Source organism: Virgibacillus sp. Bac330 (genome assembly GCF_003667845.1).
Taxonomy (GTDB): domain Bacteria; phylum Bacillota; class Bacilli; order Bacillales; family Amphibacillaceae; genus Virgibacillus; species Virgibacillus chiguensis.
In genome coordinates this window covers 1,016,362-1,036,374 of record NZ_CP033048.1, presented here as the reverse complement: position 1 = coordinate 1,036,374, position 20,013 = coordinate 1,016,362, and the positions used below count along the sequence as shown (strand labels likewise).

The following is a 20,013-nucleotide window of genomic DNA, read 5'->3' as shown; positions in this document are numbered from 1 at the left end:
GGTCTGCTTATCACATTTCACAAACCAAAAACCTGAGAAAAAAGCATGATAGAAACCTCTTTCTTCCCCTTCCTTACAGTAAAACAAAAACATGACCTCTCCAGCGACCGAAAAGTCATGCTATTGCTCACTCTACTGCTGTTCTTTTACTAATGCAATTAATTCTTCTACTTTATCCGTTTTTTCCCAAGGAAATACAACATCTGTACGCCCAAAGTGACCATATGCAGCTGTATTTCTAAATATTGGCTGTTGTAAATCAAGCATACGAATAATCCCAGCAGGACGAAGGTCGAACAACTTCCTCACAGCTTGAACCAATACATCTTCACGAACGATTCCTGTTCCAAACGTATCAATAGCAATTGACACCGGTTCTGCTACACCAATTGCATAAGCTAGTTGAACTTCACAACTTTTAGCTAATTTTGCAGCGACAATGTTTTTTGCAACATATCTTGCTGCATAAGCGGCAGAACGATCTACTTTCGTTGCATCTTTACCACTAAATGCTCCACCGCCATGTCGTGCATAACCACCATACGTATCCACAATAATTTTTCTTCCAGTTAAACCTGCATCACCTTGTGGACCACCTATCACAAATCGCCCAGTTGGATTGATAAAGTATTTTGTTGTTTTATCTAACAAATGTGCTGGGACTACTGGAGAAATAACATGCTTCAGTAAATCTTGTTCAATTTGCTCCACAGTTACATCTTGATGGTGCTGCGTGGAAATGACGATGGTATCAACTCGAATAGGTTGCCCATCTTCTCCATATTCGATGGTTACTTGTGTTTTTCCATCTGGTCTCAAGTAATCTAAGATATGCCTTTTACGAACATCTGCCAAACGTTTAGCTAACTTATGTGCTAAAGAAATCGGTAGTGGCATTAATTCTTCCGTTTCATCGCAAGCGAATCCAAACATTAAACCTTGGTCACCAGCTCCAATAGCATCGATTTCTTGCTCGCTCATTCGTCCCTGTCTTGCTTCCAATGCCTTATTTACGCCTCCAGCAATGTCTGGAGATTGCTCATCTATTGCCGTTAATACAGCACAAGTTTTGGCATCAAAACCAAATTTTGCTCGCGTATAACCTATCTCTTCAACTGTTTTCCGTACGACTGCTGGGATATCAACATAAGTAGTCGTAGATATTTCACCTGCCACTAATACAAGACCTGTCGTAACGGTTGTCTCGCATGCAACACGTGCATAAGGGTCCGATTGTAATATTTCATCTAAGATAGCATCAGAAATTTGATCTGATATTTTATCAGGGTGACCTTCTGTTACAGATTCAGAAGTAAATAAACGTCGATTCGTAGCCATTTTGCTACTTCCTCCTTTAAAATCAGATACGGAACTCTATATAACGTGAAAATTTACTTAATTGGTGTTTTCTCTGACACACGATAAACAAAAGAAATCTAAAATGACATTATTATAAGATATGCATATATAATGACAAGAACAAATACTTCTAGTTATCCTGCGCTAGATTGCCTGTATCCATTCAACAATAGAAAAACTTGACTTAAACGCCAAGTTCCTATGGCGAAAGCGGTAGTCTTCCTTATACTATGAGCTTAAAATTTATACTTTTCTACAGTATAAAAAATCCCTTCCTGCTTATCATGAGGAAAGGGAATAGCGATCCTTTCGCTCTTATTGTTCAAGGTTTCGTATGACCTTGCATCAGGTTAGCACCTTTTCACAAATGCGTGATGGTTGCTGGGTTTCTTCGGGGCTGTCCCTCCACCAACTCTGAATAAGAGATCCGTTCGCAATTCAGCTTACCGAAATAGTAGGTTTCTGTCAATTAATTTGGGTGTATTTTCAATCACTTTACCAACATACTAGTAGAAAACTTAGCTTGTCACCAAGTCTTATGAGAAAGCCTTGTTTTTCTCTTAAATCTACAAAACCTAAAATTTGTACTTTTCTATAATGTAAGAAAAACCAGAGATGCATATAAATTCTTCTTTAATTTTTTATATTTCATCACATTTAGTATGGACTATTTGAATAAATGTGTTATACTATTTACAGATTAAACACATGAAATACGTTCTTCTTCCATGAACATGAATAAATTTGAGTTAAAAGGCAGGTATTTTTAATGAAAACGGTAGAAAAATCATTTGTAACCGAATTATATGCACATCCTCATTTGTTGTCGAATTTATCTGTACCACAACTTGTAGAAAAAATTTTAGCTAGAAATGAAGGAAAGTTATCAGCAACTGGTGCTGTTCAAGCTGAAACAGGAGCTTATACTGGTCGCTCTCCTAAAGATAAATTTATTGTAGAAGATGAAATGAGCGAAAAGTATGTTGATTGGGGAACGGTAAATCGGTCCGTTAACGAAGAGACTTTCAATAAGCTTTATCAAAAAGTCGTTGCCTATTTAAAAAACAAGTCGGAAATCTTTCATTTTAAAGGATATGCTGGAGCAGACCATGAATACCGTCTCCCTTTGCAAGTGATTAATGAATATGCATGGCACAATCTCTTTGCCAGACAATTATTTATCACACCTACGAAGGAAGAACTAGAAAAGCATCAGCCAGAATTTACTGTTATATCTGCACCAACATTTAAAGCTGACCCAAAAGTAGACGGTACAAATTCAGAAGCATTTATTCTGGTATCCTTTAAACAACGTATTGTATTAATAGGTGGAACGGAGTATGCTGGCGAAATTAAAAAATCTATTTTTTCCGTTATGAACTATTTATTACCACAACGTAATGTATTATCGATGCATTGCTCTGCTAACGTAGGTAATGAAGGTGACGTTGCCTTATTTTTTGGTTTGTCAGGAACAGGAAAAACTACGCTATCCGCTGACCCATATCGTCGTCTAATTGGTGATGATGAGCACGGTTGGGGTCCTAATGGTGTATTTAATATCGAGGGCGGATGTTACGCTAAATGTATCAATCTATCTCAGGAAAAGGAACCACAAATTTATGATGCCATTAAATTTGGTACAGTATTAGAAAACGTCGTTTTAGATGAACAATCTAGAATTCCTGATTATGATAACACAAGCTTAACAGAAAACACGCGCGCAGCATATCCGTTAGAGAACATGGATAATATTGCAATTCCTAGTATGGCAGGACACCCGAATACAATTATTTTTCTAACTGCAGATGCGTCCGGAACATTACCTCCAATTAGTAAATTAACAAAAGAACAGGCTATGTATCACTTTCTAAGTGGCTATACGAGTAAATTAGCAGGTACAGAAAGAGGCGTAACAGAACCACAGGCGACCTTTTCAGCTTGTTTCGGTTCTCCGTTCCTCCCGTTAGCACCATCTAAATATGCCGCTATGCTAGGGGAGAAAATTGATGCCTATCAATCAAATGTCTTCCTCGTTAATACTGGTTGGACAGGAGGATCCTACGGTGTAGGAAAGCGTATGAAGCTATCTTATACACGTGCTATGATTCATTCCGCTCTAGAAGGAGAATTACATGGCGTAGAAACAACAAAAGATCAAGTTTTCGGATTGGAGATTCCAATGCATGTGCCTGGAGTCCCAGATGAAGTATTAATTCCGAAAAACACGTGGCAAGATAAAGCCGCTTATGACCAAACAGCAAAACAGCTTGCAATGAAATTTCATGAGAATTTCAAACAATTTACGGAAGCTCGTGAAGATATTGCTAATGCTGGCCCTAGTTTTAAGGGTTAACTTATGTTTCCTCATCCCAAAAGGAATTTTATATAAAGTATTACCATAGCAGTTACTGCTGCATATCGACCTCAAAAAGAGGTCGATTTTTTTATTATCTAGGAAATTAAGAAAATTATAAAATTTAGCAGCTGTGGATAAACTTACTAAGTTATTTAGCCACGTCCAGCTCCAGCGCCCTAAGCTAAGTTATCATCGGTCGATCCGATCCCTGAGAGGAAGGTCGACTAAAAACGAGCTTACAGCCCAACATCGGCATACCCCTGTTTTAGTGGCATGATTCCTTGATCTTTTTTGATTCGTTACATTGTGAACGGGCGCTTGCTCCTTTGTCCCACTAAAGAAAAGGATATTTTTAGGGTTTAAATATAGGAAAACAAAGGCTTTCGCCATAAAACTTGACGACAAGCCAAATTTTTCTAATTAACTAGGCATTCACACATTTTTCTATCCAATCATAAACTGTTTTGACGAATGAAATTATAGAAAGGAGCAAATAGGATGAAAAAAATTCTATTTTTCCTGCTCTTCAGTAGCATACTCTTGTTTTTAACAAGTTGTAATAATGAAAACACCAATAAGAAAATTCAATTAGCTGAAGTTACTCGTTCCATTTTTTATGCACCGCAATATGTCGCTTTAGAAAAAGGATTTTTTAAAGATGAGGGGTTAGATGTAGAATTACAAACCACATGGGGTGGTGATAAAACGATGACTTCCCTATTATCAGATGGATCGGATATCGCTTTAGTAGGAGCGGAAACGTCTATTTACGTCTATGCTCAAGATTCAAAAGATATTGCTATTAACTTTGCTCAACTAACGCAAACAGACGGAACTTTTTTAGTAGCAAAAGAAGAAAAATCAAATTTCAGTTGGGATGAATTAAAGGGAACAACATTTTTAGGGCAACGTAAAGGGGGTATGCCACAAATGGTTGGTGAATATGTACTTAAACAGCAAGGAATTGATCCACATGAGGACTTAAACTTACAACAAAATATTGAGTTTGCTCATATTCCTAGTGCATTTGTGTCTGGAGATGTTGAATATGTACAATTGTTTGAACCAACTGCGAGTGCATTTGAAAAGGAAGGAAAAGGCCATATTATTGCTTCTTTCGGAGAAGAATCAGGAATTGTTCCATATACCGTTTATATGGCAAAACAAACCTATATGGATGAACACGAAGCAGAGATGAAGGATTTCACGAAGGCTATTTACCGTGCACAACAATGGGTTGCAGAGCAGCCTGCAAAAGAAATTGCTCAAACGATTCAACCTTATTTTGAAGATACAGAGTTAGAAATGCTAACCTCATCTATAGAACGCTATAAAAGTCAAGGTTCCTTTGCCACGGAGCCATTATTACAAAAAGATGCATGGAATAACTTGAAAAACATTATGGAAGAAGCGGGAGAATTACCAGAAGATGTAGCTTATGAAGAACTTGTCAATACTACATTTGCAAAGGATGTATTACAAGATTAAGGGGAGTGTGTGATGACACTTTTAACATTAGAAAATATTACTCATTACTACTTTTCTAAGCAAGGAGCTACAAAGTCATTAAAGGATATATCTATATCTATTCAAGAAGGGGAATTTATTTCATTATTAGGACCAAGTGGTTGTGGAAAATCGACAATTCTTTCTATTATGGCAGGTATTATTCAGCCTACAGAAGGAAATGTTAGCTTAAAAGAAAAAGCAATCCAATCCCCTTCTTCAGAAATAGGCTATATGTTGCAACAAGACTATTTATTTCCATGGAAAAACATATTAGATAATATCCTTTTAGGGCCGAAAATAAACCAGACGGCTACGAATAAAATAAAAGAAAAAGGTATGGAACTCTTACAAGAAGTGGGAATAGAACATGTAGCTACTGCGTATCCTGATGCATTATCAGGAGGGATGCGGCAACGAGCAGCCCTCGTACGAACTTTGATTAATGACCCGATGATTTTACTGTTTGATGAGCCTTTTTCTGCTTTAGACTACCAAACAAAATTAAAGTTAGAGGATTTAGTCGCAATACTGTTAAAAACATACCGTAAAACAACCGTACTTGTTACGCATGATATTGGCGAGGCCATTGCTATGAGTGATCGTATCTTTGTCATGAATACAAACCCTGGAACCATATCGAAAGTATTTGACGTGCCTATCGAGCTACGTAATGAACAACCATTTCTAGCAAGAAGGCATCCTAAATATCAGCTATTATTTGATAAAGTATGGGATGAATTGGATAATCGCAAAAATGTCGCATCCTTAGGGGGAGGTAAATAAGGATGGCTCAAAGCAATGCCGAAGAACAATTATTTCAACAATATTTATCCTCTGTCCAAAAAGAAAAAAAGCATGTGCTTATTTGGCAACTTTTAATCCTAATCAGTTTTGTATTCTTTTGGGAGATCGCTAGTCGATTTTACTGGATCGACCCATTATTATTTAGCTCTCCTTCTACGATATATCAAGTCATTGTAGATAAGATGCAAGATGGGTCACTTCTCGCACATATGCAAGTCACTTTATTAGAAACAGTCGCTGGATTTTTGATTGGAACTATTGTAGGTGTTTTCCTCGCCATCTCCCTATGGTTTTCCAAGCGTTTATCTAACATATTAGATCCTTATCTTGTTATCTTAAATGCCATGCCTAAAGTAGCATTAGGCCCGATAATCATCGTTGCCTTAGGACCCGGATATGTATCCATTATTGCAATGGGAGCCATTATATCCGTAATCATTACAACACTTGTCGTCTATTCAGCATTTAATGAAGTAGACCCTAATTACGCAAAAGTACTGCAAAGTTTTGGAGCAACTAAACGGCAAGTATTTCAGCACGCCGTTTTCCCTGCCACATTACCAACAATGATTTCTACACTAAAAGTAAATGTTGGGCTTTCCTGGGTTGGCGTCATTGTGGGAGAATTTCTTGTTTCAAAACAAGGGTTAGGTTATTTAATTATTTATGGCTTTCAAGTGTTTGACTTCTCGCTTGTTATGATGAGTTTAGTTTTAATAGCTATTTTTGCAGCTATTATGTATAAGCTTGTGGAAAAAATAGAAAGCTGGTTAATCAAATAAAACAGGCTTGAAATGAAGCATTGACTTATAACCCAAAAGCTGTCATTTCTCGTACACTATATACTATTAAAGATCTATACGGCAGTAATTACTGCCGTATAGATCTTTAATAATAAAGCAATTACATGCTCAGAAAAATCCACCAAAAACAACGATAGACTATGACGCGAGCTCCTAGTAGGTTTAAAAAACTTATTTCATAACTGCAAGTTCAAATGTGATAAGCAATACGTTAACACACTGTCTTTCATCATAAAACTGTACTCTTCACGTTGCTTCACATCTACAGGGATGTGTTCTAGTAGAACAGGCCCACATGTCTCATAATATGTCTTTTGTTCCTCCAATGAACAAATTGTTGCGAAATAAACATTTTTAACGACATTTTCAAACTTACCAGAAACAAAATATTGACCAACATAGCTTATTTTTTCAACAATGCCTCCAGTTTCTTCCTTAATTTCTCTAATAGCTGCTTCTTTTGCACTTTCCCCTCTTTCTACCTTCCCTCCTGGAAATTCCAATCCCCTTTCTTTATGCTTCGTCAACAGCCATTTATCTTTATATACGCATATGACCCAAACATGAAGCGGAGAATTAGAAAAGGGTTGATCTGCAAAGGATAATTTTACTTCATTATGGTAATAATCTTTAAATATATACATTTTTTCAACGCCTTCTCTAGTACTTCATTTCCTTAGAATAAATTTGCATTTTCGTGCTTCCTCACAAATACTGTATATCTAGCACCCATTTCGGTAAAATCCCTAACATTTCTATAAATACTGTAAGAATGTAGCAGACAAGTTTCTGTTCCTAGTCTTATATGGATGAAATGCCCCGATATGAAAATGTGCCTACACGGGTTACTACAATATGGACTTATTGGCATAAAATTCATTTAGGATATTCAATATTTGTTATTTTCCATTGTTTATCAAAGGAAAATGCGAATTTTATTGTGTAATCGCCATAAAAAGTTGTTTCGTTTGTTTGTGTTATAATAACTTGATTATCACTTTGCTCAGTGATTTCATAAGGCTCCCCTTTTAAAAACCATGCTGGCTTACTCGTTGGGCGAAGGTACAGACCATCGCTCTTTTCCCTATAATAATACTCTACAAAAGGTTTAGCAACTGAATATGTAGCAATGGAGCTAAACTTTTCATACAAATCTTGTTTAGAACCTAATTTCTTCACACGATAATCTCTATGAATAGGTTGCACTAGTATATCCATAAATTGTTCTGTTATAATCGTTATTTTTTCTTCCGTTAACTGGGTGGCTTCAGCATTAACTGTAGCTTGCGCTGTATCTTTTAGTACATCCCCTGAAGCAGTTGGCGTTTGTATATGCAATACTACAAGCGATAATAACATGGTAACGATAAGCACGGTTGTGCTATAAACGATGCGTCGTTTATTCATCTCCAATATACCTCCTTGTGTGAGCAGGATCCTTTCCTTACTAGTCTATTCCTGTCCATACCAATAGATAAACCTTTACTCACACAAATGGCATAATAAATTAGTTTTTTAACGCTTCATTTTTGGTCTTATAAATACGTGTTTAAAATGCCCATTTTTTGAATATGCGCTTTCGTTTTTTCATCTCCTAAATCATGTACAAGTTTGAACGCTCTTGCCATATCACTGTCATACTCATCATTTGCTGCATCGTTATGGTAAGGAACTGCTGGAATATGCGCACGAAAGAATGAACGTATCCCAGAAGCATTTGCTTCATCGAAGGCTTCACGTAATTGCACAATTTCTTGTTCCGTTGCGTAAATAACAAATTCATCATTATTGTGATACTTCACCCGCGATATTTCTCCTGACCCCATTTGGACGTAATATTTTTGTTTTTCCATTTCAAACACCTCCTATCGTATAGTATTTCTTTTTCATGAAAAAGCATGTATGGGAAACCAATACGATACGTACATATCTTTTTGCCGATCTTAACCGTTAATAGCGCCTTTATGGTTTATAGAAGTTTAGAAAAACTTGACTTATCGCCAAGTCTTATGGCGAATGGCATAGTTTTTTTATACTATAACCCTTAAAACTTTTATACTTTCCTATAGTAGAACAAAGGCTCAGGGCGCGCCCGTTCACATGTAACGAATCAACGAAAGATCAAAGATTCATGCCAGTAAAACAGGGGTATGCCGACGTCAGGCTGCAAGCTCGTTTTTAGCCGACCTCCCGCTTAGGGACGAACCGATGATGACTTAGCTTAGGGCAATGGAGTGAAGTCGCCTAGTTGCTGGGCGCTGGAGCCGGATGGGGCCCATTCCGTTATTTGGTTACGCCATAGCACCAAATTTTAATCTTATCTTTAAAAAAACGTGATTGATCGATAAAATACCTCTGTTTAAAGCTGTTATTTACACCAAAAACACCCTTTCCTAGACCATAAAAAAACTCGCTATAATTAGCGAGTAAATCATGTTTATCAATCTTTATCGATTAAGAGCCCCTTGTCTCTAATTGATTATGCATAACTCCTTTTCTGGCTACCAATAAAAGCACAAGAGCAACGATCGTCTCCGATACTGGTAGCGCAAGCCATACACCTGTAGTTCCTAATAACAATGGTAAGATGAGAAGCATAACAATTAATAAAATAAATCCTCGGAACAGCGTTATGCCCACTGATGGACGAACGTAGCCGATAGATTGATAGTATGTCATATAAATAAAATTTACTCCCATAAACAAGTAACCTAAGAAAAACAATTTAATTCCTCTTACAGCCAGGTTTTTAATTTCATTGGATTCGATCCCGAAAATAGATACAAGCAAATCCGCACCTAAGTAACCAATAACTAGAAATAAACCACCAAGCAGAAAACCGGTTAATTCTGCAATTTTCACCGTTTCTTTTATAGAAGTAAATTTTTTGGCTCCATAATAATAACTAATCATTGGTTGTATCGATGAACCTATACCGATAAATGCGAGTAACATAAAAGTATGCAAATAGTTAATGACTGAAAAAGCTGCCAGCCCATTTGTACCAGCATAATAAGCAATGGCAATATTATATCCCATTACAAAAATACCAATACCCGCTTCTGATAAAAAGCTAGGTAGACCAATGGCGCTTATTTGTTTCAAATCCGCCTTTTTCCAGACTATTTTTGTCAATTTTAGACCAGAGCCTTTTTTAAAAAAATGCAACGAATAAATGATTAAACCAATAAGTGTTGCCACTGAAGTAGCAATCGCAGCTCCAGTAACTTCCCATTCAAGGATAAATATCATTACGTAGTTTAAAATAACATTAACAACGGCTGCCACAATTAAACCGATCATCGCTAATTGTGGGTCACCATCATTTCGCACGAAAATACTTAAACATACTTCCAAAGCTAAGACTAATGAAAACAGAAACAAAATACGCATATAGTCTAAAGCATAGGGCAATGTTTCTGCATTTGCTCCAAAGAGCCTTGCTAAAGGCTCCATAAATAGGAGGCCAAAAACACTAATGCATAGGCTTATTATCGTTACAAGCACGATAGAAATGGTATATAAACGCTTTGCTTTCTCTTTATCTCCAGACCCAACTGCAATGGAGTATAACGTTCCCCCACCAACACCAATTAATAATGAAATGGAAATGATAATTGAAAAAACAGGAACTGCTATATTTACACTTGCTAAAGCAAGGGAGCCTACACCATTGCCAACAAATATACCATCAATGACGATATTCACGGACATAAGCATCATACCTAAAATAGTAGGGAGAAAATACTGAAAAAAGCTCTTTTTAACAGGCTGACTCCCTAATTTTTGTTCAACTATGCTCATTACATCACCCCAATTCAAAGCTACTACTCTTATTCTAATTTCGTATTCATAAAAAGTCCATTTTAAATGACTAATTAAAAAATAGCACATGTGAGAGAACGATTGACCAGAATGCCGGTTTAACAACGTGACGACTGGGAAGCATCAACGAAAGATTTAGGAATCCCGCCACTAAAACAGGGGTATGCCGATGTCAGGCGGTAAATCCTTGTATAGTCGACCATCCTCTTAGGCACGGATTGATGAAGACTTAGCTTAAGGCGATGGAATGAGATCGCCTAATTGTTGCAGCGTACGTAGCTAATCAGTTGTTTTCTTATCTTGAAGCATCTATTATCTCCTATAATACAAAAAAGCGACATTTAATATGCCACTTTTTAATGGTCTAGGAAATTAGGAAATTATAAAATTTAGCAGCTGTGGATAAACTTACTAAGTTATTTAGCCACGTCCGGTTCCAGCGCCCAGCAACTAAGCAACTTCACTCCATTGCCCCTAAGCTAAGTCATCATCCGTTCGTTCTAAATAGGAAGGTCGACTAAAGACGGGCTTGCCGGGGGGCACCGGCATACTCCTGTTGCAGGGCATAATTCCTAAAACTTTCGTTGATTCGTTCCACTCTCTACGTTGCTAACCGGGGCTCCAGCGCCTTTATTCTTAAGTCATTCTATTCACTAATTTTTTACACATATACATTGGATTAATCCAATAAATCTTTATTTTTCTTGTATGATTTTTTTAATGAAATTCGATCAAAAATAAAATAAAAACATGTAGCAAGTATCGATGGACCTACTATATCTAAAGCATCTATCCAATCATTTGGAATACCTTTTGAAACAAACATTATTATAATGAAAACAATTCCAAAACGTATCGATTGACTATACACCTTCCTTTTAGCTTTAATGTAATTAGCCTCTCCTGCAATTTCGGCATATTCCATTCCAGACAGAATATAACGTAAAAAAGTATAAAATAGAATAAAAGTAAAGATAAAAAATGCGGTCAAATATCCTTCCATATGCCAATTGAACCAACTACCGGCGAATAAACATAGCATCAACAGGGTTGAGACAATAACAGCTGCCTCAGCTAAAATGGTTATTATTCGCATCTGCTTATATTCATCTTCCGGTAAAAAAACATATATAAAAGAACGTTTCACTTACGATTCCTCCCAAAATAAATCATCTAATGACTTTCCTAATTCCTTAGCTATCGCAATACATAAGTTTAAACTTGGATTATATTTACTTTTTTCAATTAGGCCTATCGTTTGTCTTGTCGCATTAACTCTTTGGGCAAGTTGAGCTTGTGTTAACCCTTTCTCAACACGCGCTAATTTTATTTTATTTGCCATAATCCACCACCAAAAGTAATATATAAATAACAAAATGTTAATTATATATTACATTATAAACTTAAGTTAGTCAACTGCTTTTAAAATTATTAGTCCTTAGTTAGGCGTTTTTTCGATTAAGACTTACTATTGTATGTAGTTACTAAAATTAAATGTAAATGAGCAAGAATACAAAAGTATTTACATCCTGCTTTGCTTCCTGTTGTTATACACGTTATAAAATAGCTTATCTTCTTTGCCAGTGTGTATGGATCCCATGCTACATGTAAACCATAAAATTTAAATAAAAAAATAAGGATAGAGAATCCCCCATCCTTAAAATTATTAAGCGCTTTCTTCTATCTAATAAATTTTAGTAGTTTTAGTAGATCTTAGATGATCGAAAACACTATCCTTTTCTTTTGTGATAAACGACAGTATTTGATCTGTGTAAGAGTGTATAACTAAAACCCTCTTATAAAGAGAGTATTTAAATGCTATTGACTTATCTAGCCACAACTACTCACTCTTGAAGTGGTAGTTCTTACACACTTCTATTCGTAATAACCTACACTATTCAATAATAATATTGTTTAACTTCGTATTAACTGGGTTTGCCAATGTATCACCTACTGGGCAAGTATCTTCAATAAAAGCAACAAATTCTTCTACTTTTTCTTGAGGCGCATCCGTTTTTATATGAATATTGTAACGAATTTCGGAATAACCTTTTCGTACATCTGCTTTATGCATAAAACCGTCTGGGTCTAAGTCGCCTTCTAATTCAATCCATAAGTCACTAAATTCAATATTAAATTTTTTGGCAAAAACTCGTGCAACGATTGCTTGGCAAGCGCCAAGAGCACCAAGCACTAATTCTACTGGGTTCATTCCCGTATCTGTACCACCTAAGTTCTTAGGTTCATCGACTGTAATTTCAAAATTTCTTGATTTAACTTTAACTTGAACACCATCCTGCAGTTGAGCAGTGGCTCGAAATGTAGATTTAGCCATAATAATAACCACCTTTTCTAAATATTATTTATTAGGATAAATTAATTATACAACGTTAGCTTCAAATATTCTATAGATGAATTGTGAATCACTGAACATAACTGTAGATAAACTCAGTGCTTTTTGAGCTAAAAAATTGACAATGCAATCTTTGTCAAAAATTTATTAAGGTCCTTTGAATTAAAGCTTCATTAGGTATAAAGAGAAAGTCTACACGATTTTCTAACTGATAGAAAAACCGCCACTCTTATTAAATTTTAAAATAGGAGCTGACCTAATTTATCTACTAGATCGCTCCCGTCTATTTAAACAGAGTAATAATTACAATTCACTTGATTAATTTTTTCAACTCTAAACGAACTAGCTTATTAGAAGCATTACGTGGTAAGTAATCTACCTCATGTATTTCTTTGGGGCGTTTATATGCAGCTAAATGTTCGGTTAAAAAACATTGTAGTTTCCCATGGTTGTACGTTTGATCCGTTACAATAAAAGCAACTGGAACCTCTCCCCATTTCGGGTCAGCTTTACCTGTCACACCAACTTCTTTAATACCCGGAAATCGTGCCAGTGTGCTTTCTACTTCGGAAGGATATACATTTTCACCGCCAGAAATAATTAAATCACTCCGCCTGTCAACCACATATAAGTAACCTTCCTTATCCAAATAACCTAAATCCCCTGTAGCTAGCCAACCATTGTGAAAAGCGTTTATTGTTGCAGATTCATTATTATAATAGCCGTTTGTAACCATCGGCCCTTTAACAAATATTTCACCAACTCCGTTTTCATCCGGTGTATTAATTTTTAATTGCGCCGGAAATAAAGGTTTTCCCGCAGAACCAATTTTCTTTAAAGCATCTTTAGCACTTAATGTAATAATTTGTGAAGCCGTTTCAGTCATCCCAAAAGATTGGAAAACTGGTACGTTTTTTTCTTTCGCTTGTTCCAACAAAGACTTTGGAGCTGGCCCTCCTCCTAATAGCATGCAACGTAAATATGCAGGATATGAATCATCCCCTAATTCTTCTAATAATTGCTGCAGCATAACGGTTACTACGGAAATCATTGTTATTTTTTTCGTTAAAATCGCATCATGTACTATTTTTTTGTTGAATTTTTCTAATAAATAGACAGTCATCCCATAGATAACACTACGTATCAGAATGGACAGACCACTAACATGGAATAAAGGCAATACAGCTAACCACTTATCTTCTTTTTGAATTCCAAGATTTAGTGCACTCCCTATCGCACTCCACCAATGATTTCCATATGTATGTATCACTCCTTTAGGAAAACCTGTTGTGCCAGATGTATACATCATCGTAAACGGCGTCTGCAAATTTATTTCTGTTGCTAATTTCACATCTTTTGGCTGTAAATGATTAACAGCAGTAAAAGATAGGCTTTGTGAGAAAGATATTTGTTCGGACAGAGGAGCTAATGATTCATCATAAAATAAGAATGACACTTCAGCGTCTTTCAATTGATAAGTCAATTCCTCACTTGTTAATCTACTATTTAGTAAAACAACTACTGCCTGCAAATAACTTAATGCATGAATGGCAACTACCATCTCCTGTTTATTCGTTGAAAGCACCGCAACATGAGTTTCGCTTGACACGCCTAAAGCAGCCAATTTTCTAGCATAATTCTGACTGCTTTCCTTTAGCTGTTGAAATGTAAGTGTACTTCCATTACCATTTTGAATTGCTATTTGCTTAGGTGATATCTCCGCCTGCTTAGTAAGCCAATGCGGTATTACTGTTTGCATATTAACACCTCTTTTCATTTTGCATTAGAGAAACGGCTACACAATTATTATTCAAATAGATAGTTACTTTCATAGAACGGGTTCATATCTGTAAGCCATAACCGGTTTCCTGATAGTGCAAAAAGCCCTTGCTTAGGATTGGAGCAAAGGCTTTTTGTATAGAAGTAGAGTAGAAAGCGAACCTACCTTCTTAATAAGTAATTCCGTCCATTAATTCATGCTGTTGAATACCGCAAACGTTCATTAAAAACTTTTTGTGCACTCTGTTAGCTCCTACTTAAAGTGTTATATATATCTTGTTATCTATTCTAAAAGTAGAGCCTTCCAGCACATCTTACATGGCGAACATATGTAAGAAGCTTAGAATTATACATGTACTTCGGCTACTCCCTTTAAAACAGTTTTTAAATTAAGGGAAGCGAGGAAACTTTTTAAAGTTTGGCTGCCTTTTTTCTTTAAAAGCATCTCTTCCTTCTTTTGCTTCTTCTGTTGTGTAGTAAAGCAACGTTGCATCGCCGCCCATTTGTTGGAGTCCAGCTAGCCCATCTGTATCTGCATTAAAGGAAGCTTTTAGGAAACGCAAAGCGGTTGGAGATTTGGATAACATTTCCTCACACCATTGAATTGTCTCTTCTTCTAATTTTTCCAATGGTACAACTGTATTAACTAAGCCCATCTCATACGCTTCCTCAGCATTGTATTGACGGCATAAGTACCAGATTTCTCTTGCACGCTTATGACCGACCATTCTAGCAAGCAAGCCAGCGCCATAACCAGCGTCAAAACTACCTACTTTCGGACCAGTTTGTCCAAAAACAGCATTGTCAGCAGCAATTGTTAAATCACACACGACGTGCAAGACATGCCCACCGCCAATAGCATACCCAGACACCATAGCAACTACCGGTTTTGGAATTGTACGAATTAAGCGTTGCAAGTCTAATACATTCAATCTTGGCACTTGGTCACTACCTACATAACCGCCATGCCCACGTACTGATTGGTCACCACCTGAACAAAACGCCTTGTCCCCTTCTCCTGCTAAAATAATTGCACCAATGTCAGAATCATCTCTCGCATCCGCAAATGCATCAATCATTTCATTTACAGTTAATGGAGTAAACGCATTTCGCTTTTCAGGGCGATTGATCGTTACCTTGGCGATGCCATTATATTTTTCATAAAAAATTTCTTCATAATCTCTTACTTTTTCCCATTGTACTGCCACGATACTTCCTCCTTTAAAATGTATGTAAGCAGACATTTTATGATAAACTTTCTAAATGTCTACTTACTATTTTACCAAAAATATTTGGTTTCTCCACGTGAATTGCATGTCCAGCATCAGGAACCATATGATGCACTGCATTTGGCAAGATGCGAGACATTTTCTCCATAATAACACAATACTTTTGATCTAACTCACCAGTTATTAGAAGAGCAGGCTTATCCATAGAAGCTAATTCATTCCAATAGGACCGCTGTGTACCTGTACCCATAAAACGGAGGGAATCAGCAAGACCAACAGCAGATTGACGCATGCGTTCTTTTCGAATTCTGGTTTGATTATTGATCGGCATTTTTTGTTGCGTAGAAAATAGGGGGATGTTTTCCCAATAGGAAACAAACCATGCTAGACCTTTTTGTTCTATTTTCTTTGCTAATTCATCATCTGCTTGTTTTCGTTTTTGCCGCTCTATTGAATCTTTAAGACCTGGAGAAGTACTTTCTAATATTATACCGTTTACCCATTCAGGGTAACTTATTGCAAATGCAATGGCTGTTCTTCCACCCATAGAATAACCAAGCAGATGAACAGGTTCAAGCTGTAAATATTGCAATAGTGAAGCAATATCTCTGCAGCATGCTTCCATGGATTTATGTTTCGCGTTCGTCTTTCCATGTCCTGGAAGGTCAATCGTGATAACTTGCCATTCTTGCTTCCATTTCGTTATAAATGGTTGCCACGTTTGACTACTACCCGTAAATCCATGTAATAAAACAAGGGGATATCCTTCGCCATCTATTTCATACCAATACGTAGCATCATTTGTGGAAAAGTACACTATCTATTCCTCTCCTCCAAAATTTCCTGTTCAATGGCCTGCCATTTCGTTTTGTGCCAGTTGGCATTTATGTCTCTATTTGTTTTCACTTCAATTACGGACAGACCTTCTCTGTTGTAACTTTCAATGAGTTTCTGCTTCACATCCGCTTCTGTTTTTGCATGCACATAATAACCTCCATACATATGAACAACATACTTGAAATCGATATGTAAAGGTGTACCGAATAAAGCTTCAAAATGTTTTTTATCATCAGCCTGCGATAAAAAGGAAAATATTCCACCACCATTATTATTAATTAATAAAATAGTCAATGGCAATTGGTAATGCATCGCCGCATGCAGCCCATTCATATCATGAAAAAAAGATAAATCCCCTAATACAAGCGTAACTCTTACCCCAGCCGCACAAGCGCCTAAACCAGAAGATACAACACCATCAATACCATTTGCCCCTCGATTGGCAAGCACTTCTATCTGTTTATCTGTTTTCCAAAAGAACGAATCTAAATCACGAACTGCCATACTGTTGCCTACAAAAATTGTGCTCTGGTTTGGAGTTGAATCCATGACAGCACGAATCGCTTCCCCTTCTCTAATTTCACTATCTGATTGGTCATTTAAATGCTTCTTCGCAATGTCGTTAAATTGCTTCCACAATTGCAACCATTCTTTTGATGTGGTTTCAACCCCTGCATCTGCTAAAGCCTCACAATAAGTAGTTGGTTCTGCAAAAATAAACGTCGTCGGGTTATTGGTTGGTTCGCGGAAACCTTTATCATTTTCAACGACCATTTGAAGTGCATCCTGGTGTTGCTTCACATAGAAAGAATAGGCTTTCGAAACAGGCATGGCCCCAAAACGAATAATAAAATCAGGCTTTAGTTTTTCCCGAACGATTTGATTACGCAGTAGCGCATCATATCCTTCAATAATTACATCAGAAACATGAGCTCCAGATCGAACTTGCGATAAAGGGTCAGCTAAAATAGGAAGTCCCCACTTCTCAGCAAGCTTCGTAACCGCAACTGGAAAATGCAAATCTGTTTGCGGTCCGCATACAATAACCCCTCTTTGTTTACCTGCTAATTGACGCAAAATTTCTTCCACTTGCTGTTTAGGCAAATGCTTTTCCCCTTCAAACGTCGGTAATATGGGACTTGTACAGGAAATATCATTTATTTCCCATACATCATTAAGACTAAAATCCACCATTAATGGTTCACGAAAAGGAAAATTCAAGTGAACAACTCCTTGATTTCCTTCCTTCGCGATATGGTAAGCGCTTGCCGCTTTATTTCGCACATAATGTAGCATGGCAGTTCCTGCTTCTGGAAGTGCCATTTCATGAAACCATTTCACAAAATCTCCATACATTTTTATTTGATCAATTGCTTGAGGCGCGCCTATTCCTCTTAATTCATGTGGCCTGTCAGCAGTTAACACGATGAGTGGAACTCGACTATGATAGGCTTCCACAATTGCAGGATAATAATTGGCTGTCGCTGTTCCAGAAGTACAAACAAGCACAACAGGACGTTTCGATTTTTTCGCAAGTCCTAACGCAAAAAAAGCAGCCGACCTTTCATCAATAATAACCCAATCCTTTATTTCTTTATGCTCAGCCAATGTTAACGCTAATGGCGTTGACCTAGATCCTGGAGAAATAACAGCGTCTGTTAAACCATTAGCAACTAATTCATCGACAAAATTCGTCACATATCGTGTCAAAACTTCTGTATGGTTCATGGTTGTCCTCCTAAAACAGTCAGCATTGGTGAAAATTTTATTTCGGTTTCCGCAAATTCTTCTTCTGGATCTGAGTCCTTCACGATTCCACAGCCAGCAAATAAAGAAGCTTCATCTTCTTGGATTAATGCTGAACGAATAGCTACAGCAAATTCCCCATAGTTATTACTGTCTAACCAACCGACTGGCGCGCCATACCAACCACGATCTAACTGCTCATTATTTCGGATAAAAGTCATAGACAAATCTCTGGGAACTCCTCCTAATGCAGGAGTGGGATGCAATTCTTTAATGACATTAAAAATGGTATAACCATCTTTAAGTACTCCCGTAACAGGTGTATATAAGTGCTGTAAATTTTTTAATGGATAAACTACTGGTGTATCTGGTATTTGCACATCTGTACAATATTTATTAATGCCTTGCTTTATCATCTGCACAACAAAGTCATGTTCTTCTCTATTTTTAGGATCTTGGAAAAGCATAGCAGCAATACGTTGATCTTCCTCCTCCGTAGCGCCTCTTGGAGCAGTTCCTGCCAAACAGGTTGATAACAACTTCTTATTCTCTACCCTTACTAGTCGTTCAGGAGTAGCGCCTACAAAGCAACTATCACTTTGTTCAAAAGCAAAAATATAACTATTTGATTGTTTATCAATTAAATCACTTAGCACTTGACTAATATCAACTTGCTTACTAAACGTAAGTCGCATTTCTCTTGCAAGTACAATTTTATCCATTTGCTTTTGCTGAATCTCTTGCTTCGCTCTTTGAACCGTATTTTTCCATTGTTCTGGAGCAATCATCTTTTTATGAATGATTTTGGGTAAGTCAAGCTGCTCTTTTGCAGTTTGAAACAACTTTGTTTCCACAGTTTCTATCGCTTTCAATAGCTGAATCGGATGGTCATCTTTGCATACTTTTATGTTTATCGTTAAATAAAAATCACTATTATTTTTTGTCAATATATATTCTGGAATTTTAAATTGAAGTCTTGGAAAATCATTCCACAGGTCCGTTCTAGGTTTCTTTGGGTCAAAGTCTAGCCCACCTAAAGTCACTAACCCTGTTCCTGGAGCTTTAAACGGATTATAGACCCATACATCATCTATTAATTTTTTCCATGTTTCTTCTATATATTGAAAACGATCTTCATTCGCATTTATTTCAAACACATTGCCAACACCGACAACGGAAAATGCATCCTTTGTACTCATCCAAAAACAACGCTCTTTATTTAGCTTTGCAGCAGATGCAAAGAAGAGAACGGGATCTTGTGCTTCTACTCGTTTCGTAATACTTACAAGTTGTGCGCTTTGCTTTAATCCCATCTGGTTAATAGCCTCACGCAAAAGTTCTTCAACTTGCTGACCCTGTACTTCTATCATTTCAATTAACCTCCGTTACACTCACAATGACAAACTTTCT

General features: G+C 36.8%; 17 protein-coding genes and 1 riboswitch. Of the genes, 4 read left to right on the top strand and 13 right to left on the bottom strand.

Annotated elements, in window-relative coordinates:
- Nucleotides 1-132: 132 nt before the first annotated feature.
- Nucleotides 133-1,338 (bottom strand): methionine adenosyltransferase, encoded by a 1,206-nt coding sequence (gene metK, locus D9780_RS04645; protein ID WP_121639439.1) that lies wholly within the window; start codon nucleotides 1,336-1,338, stop codon nucleotides 133-135.
- Nucleotides 1,339-1,671: 333 nt separating this feature from the next.
- Nucleotides 1,672-1,784: riboswitch (SAM riboswitch) on the bottom strand.
- A 344-nt stretch (nucleotides 1,785-2,128) separates the two neighbouring features.
- Here metK and pckA point away from each other — a divergent pair.
- The 4 genes from pckA (at nucleotide 2,129) to D9780_RS04625 (ending at nucleotide 6,813) form a co-directional block, all read left to right on the top strand.
- Complete coding sequence (gene pckA / locus D9780_RS04640) at nucleotides 2,129-3,715, top strand: phosphoenolpyruvate carboxykinase (ATP) (RefSeq protein ID WP_121639438.1); 1,587 nt, start codon at nucleotides 2,129-2,131, stop codon at nucleotides 3,713-3,715.
- A gap of 501 nt (nucleotides 3,716-4,216) precedes the next feature.
- The gene (locus tag D9780_RS04635) at nucleotides 4,217-5,206 is read left to right on the top strand and encodes an ABC transporter substrate-binding protein (protein WP_073013374.1); all 990 of its coding nucleotides are present in this window, start codon (nucleotides 4,217-4,219) and stop codon (nucleotides 5,204-5,206) included.
- Between the two features lie 12 nt (nucleotides 5,207-5,218).
- Nucleotides 5,219-6,010, top strand: a complete 792-nt coding sequence (locus D9780_RS04630; protein WP_121639437.1) for an ABC transporter ATP-binding protein — start codon at nucleotides 5,219-5,221, stop codon at nucleotides 6,008-6,010.
- 2 nt (nucleotides 6,011-6,012) lie between these two features.
- On the top strand, nucleotides 6,013-6,813 hold the full coding sequence (locus tag D9780_RS04625; protein ID WP_121639436.1) for an ABC transporter permease: 801 nt from the start codon (nucleotides 6,013-6,015) through the stop codon (nucleotides 6,811-6,813).
- Between the two features lie 197 nt (nucleotides 6,814-7,010).
- On the opposite strand, the gene ytkD is transcribed toward D9780_RS04625, so the two are convergent.
- The 12 genes from ytkD to D9780_RS04565 form a co-directional block, all read right to left on the bottom strand.
- Entirely contained in the window at nucleotides 7,011-7,478 is a 468-nt protein-coding gene (gene ytkD / locus D9780_RS04620; RefSeq protein ID WP_121639435.1) for an RNA deprotection pyrophosphohydrolase, read from the bottom strand.
- 232 nt (nucleotides 7,479-7,710) lie between these two features.
- Nucleotides 7,711-8,241, bottom strand: coding sequence for a hypothetical protein (locus D9780_RS04615; RefSeq protein ID WP_121639434.1), 531 nt, complete (start codon nucleotides 8,239-8,241; stop codon nucleotides 7,711-7,713).
- A 128-nt stretch (nucleotides 8,242-8,369) separates the two neighbouring features.
- The gene (locus D9780_RS04610) at nucleotides 8,370-8,687 is read right to left on the bottom strand and encodes a hydrolase (protein ID WP_073013365.1); all 318 of its coding nucleotides are present in this window, start codon (nucleotides 8,685-8,687) and stop codon (nucleotides 8,370-8,372) included.
- A gap of 601 nt (nucleotides 8,688-9,288) precedes the next feature.
- Nucleotides 9,289-10,638: an MATE family efflux transporter gene (locus D9780_RS04605; protein WP_121639433.1), complete on the bottom strand. Its 1,350-nt coding sequence runs from the start codon at nucleotides 10,636-10,638 to the stop codon at nucleotides 9,289-9,291.
- 700 nt (nucleotides 10,639-11,338) lie between these two features.
- Complete coding sequence (locus D9780_RS04600) at nucleotides 11,339-11,806, bottom strand: hypothetical protein (RefSeq protein ID WP_121639432.1); 468 nt, start codon at nucleotides 11,804-11,806, stop codon at nucleotides 11,339-11,341.
- Nucleotides 11,807-12,001 (bottom strand): helix-turn-helix transcriptional regulator, encoded by a 195-nt coding sequence (locus D9780_RS04595; RefSeq protein WP_116277141.1) that lies wholly within the window; start codon nucleotides 11,999-12,001, stop codon nucleotides 11,807-11,809.
- 552 nt (nucleotides 12,002-12,553) lie between these two features.
- The gene (locus D9780_RS04590) at nucleotides 12,554-12,994 is read right to left on the bottom strand and encodes an OsmC family protein (RefSeq protein WP_073011065.1); all 441 of its coding nucleotides are present in this window, start codon (nucleotides 12,992-12,994) and stop codon (nucleotides 12,554-12,556) included.
- 328 nt (nucleotides 12,995-13,322) lie between these two features.
- Complete coding sequence (locus D9780_RS04585; RefSeq protein WP_121639431.1) at nucleotides 13,323-14,771, bottom strand: o-succinylbenzoate--CoA ligase; 1,449 nt, start codon at nucleotides 14,769-14,771, stop codon at nucleotides 13,323-13,325.
- 409 nt (nucleotides 14,772-15,180) lie between these two features.
- Nucleotides 15,181-16,035 (bottom strand): 1,4-dihydroxy-2-naphthoyl-CoA synthase, encoded by an 855-nt coding sequence (gene menB, locus D9780_RS04580; RefSeq protein ID WP_170861763.1) that lies wholly within the window; start codon nucleotides 16,033-16,035, stop codon nucleotides 15,181-15,183.
- A gap of 1 nt (nucleotide 16,036) precedes the next feature.
- Entirely contained in the window at nucleotides 16,037-16,837 is an 801-nt protein-coding gene (gene menH / locus D9780_RS04575) for a 2-succinyl-6-hydroxy-2,4-cyclohexadiene-1-carboxylate synthase (RefSeq protein ID WP_121639430.1), read from the bottom strand.
- Entirely contained in the window at nucleotides 16,837-18,585 is a 1,749-nt protein-coding gene (gene menD / locus D9780_RS04570) for a 2-succinyl-5-enolpyruvyl-6-hydroxy-3-cyclohexene-1-carboxylic-acid synthase (protein ID WP_121639429.1), read from the bottom strand. The genes menH and menD overlap by 1 nt, the downstream gene beginning before the upstream one ends.
- The gene (locus D9780_RS04565; protein WP_121639428.1) at nucleotides 18,582-19,973 is read right to left on the bottom strand and encodes an isochorismate synthase; all 1,392 of its coding nucleotides are present in this window, start codon (nucleotides 19,971-19,973) and stop codon (nucleotides 18,582-18,584) included. The genes menD and D9780_RS04565 overlap by 4 nt, the downstream gene beginning before the upstream one ends.
- Between the last annotated feature and the right edge of the window lie 40 nt (nucleotides 19,974-20,013).

Coding starts and splice junctions, on each gene's coding strand:
- metK (WP_121639439.1), bottom strand. CDS start 1,338: ATGGCTACGAATCGACGTTTATTTACTTCTGAATCTGTAACAGAAGGT.
- pckA (WP_121639438.1), top strand. CDS start 2,129: ATGAAAACGGTAGAAAAATCATTTGTAACCGAATTATATGCACATCCT.
- D9780_RS04635 (WP_073013374.1), top strand. CDS start 4,217: ATGAAAAAAATTCTATTTTTCCTGCTCTTCAGTAGCATACTCTTGTTT.
- D9780_RS04630 (WP_121639437.1), top strand. CDS start 5,219: ATGACACTTTTAACATTAGAAAATATTACTCATTACTACTTTTCTAAG.
- D9780_RS04625 (WP_121639436.1), top strand. CDS start 6,013: ATGGCTCAAAGCAATGCCGAAGAACAATTATTTCAACAATATTTATCC.
- ytkD (WP_121639435.1), bottom strand. CDS start 7,478: ATGTATATATTTAAAGATTATTACCATAATGAAGTAAAATTATCCTTT.
- D9780_RS04615 (WP_121639434.1), bottom strand. CDS start 8,241: ATGAATAAACGACGCATCGTTTATAGCACAACCGTGCTTATCGTTACC.
- D9780_RS04610 (WP_073013365.1), bottom strand. CDS start 8,687: ATGGAAAAACAAAAATATTACGTCCAAATGGGGTCAGGAGAAATATCG.
- D9780_RS04605 (WP_121639433.1), bottom strand. CDS start 10,638: ATGAGCATAGTTGAACAAAAATTAGGGAGTCAGCCTGTTAAAAAGAGC.
- D9780_RS04595 (WP_116277141.1), bottom strand. CDS start 12,001: ATGGCAAATAAAATAAAATTAGCGCGTGTTGAGAAAGGGTTAACACAA.
- D9780_RS04590 (WP_073011065.1), bottom strand. CDS start 12,994: ATGGCTAAATCTACATTTCGAGCCACTGCTCAACTGCAGGATGGTGTT.
- D9780_RS04585 (WP_121639431.1), bottom strand. CDS start 14,771: ATGCAAACAGTAATACCGCATTGGCTTACTAAGCAGGCGGAGATATCA.
- menB (WP_170861763.1), bottom strand. CDS start 16,035: ATGTCTGCTTACATACATTTTAAAGGAGGAAGTATCGTGGCAGTACAA.
- menD (WP_121639429.1), bottom strand. CDS start 18,585: ATGAACCATACAGAAGTTTTGACACGATATGTGACGAATTTTGTCGAT.
- D9780_RS04565 (WP_121639428.1), bottom strand. CDS start 19,973: ATGATAGAAGTACAGGGTCAGCAAGTTGAAGAACTTTTGCGTGAGGCT.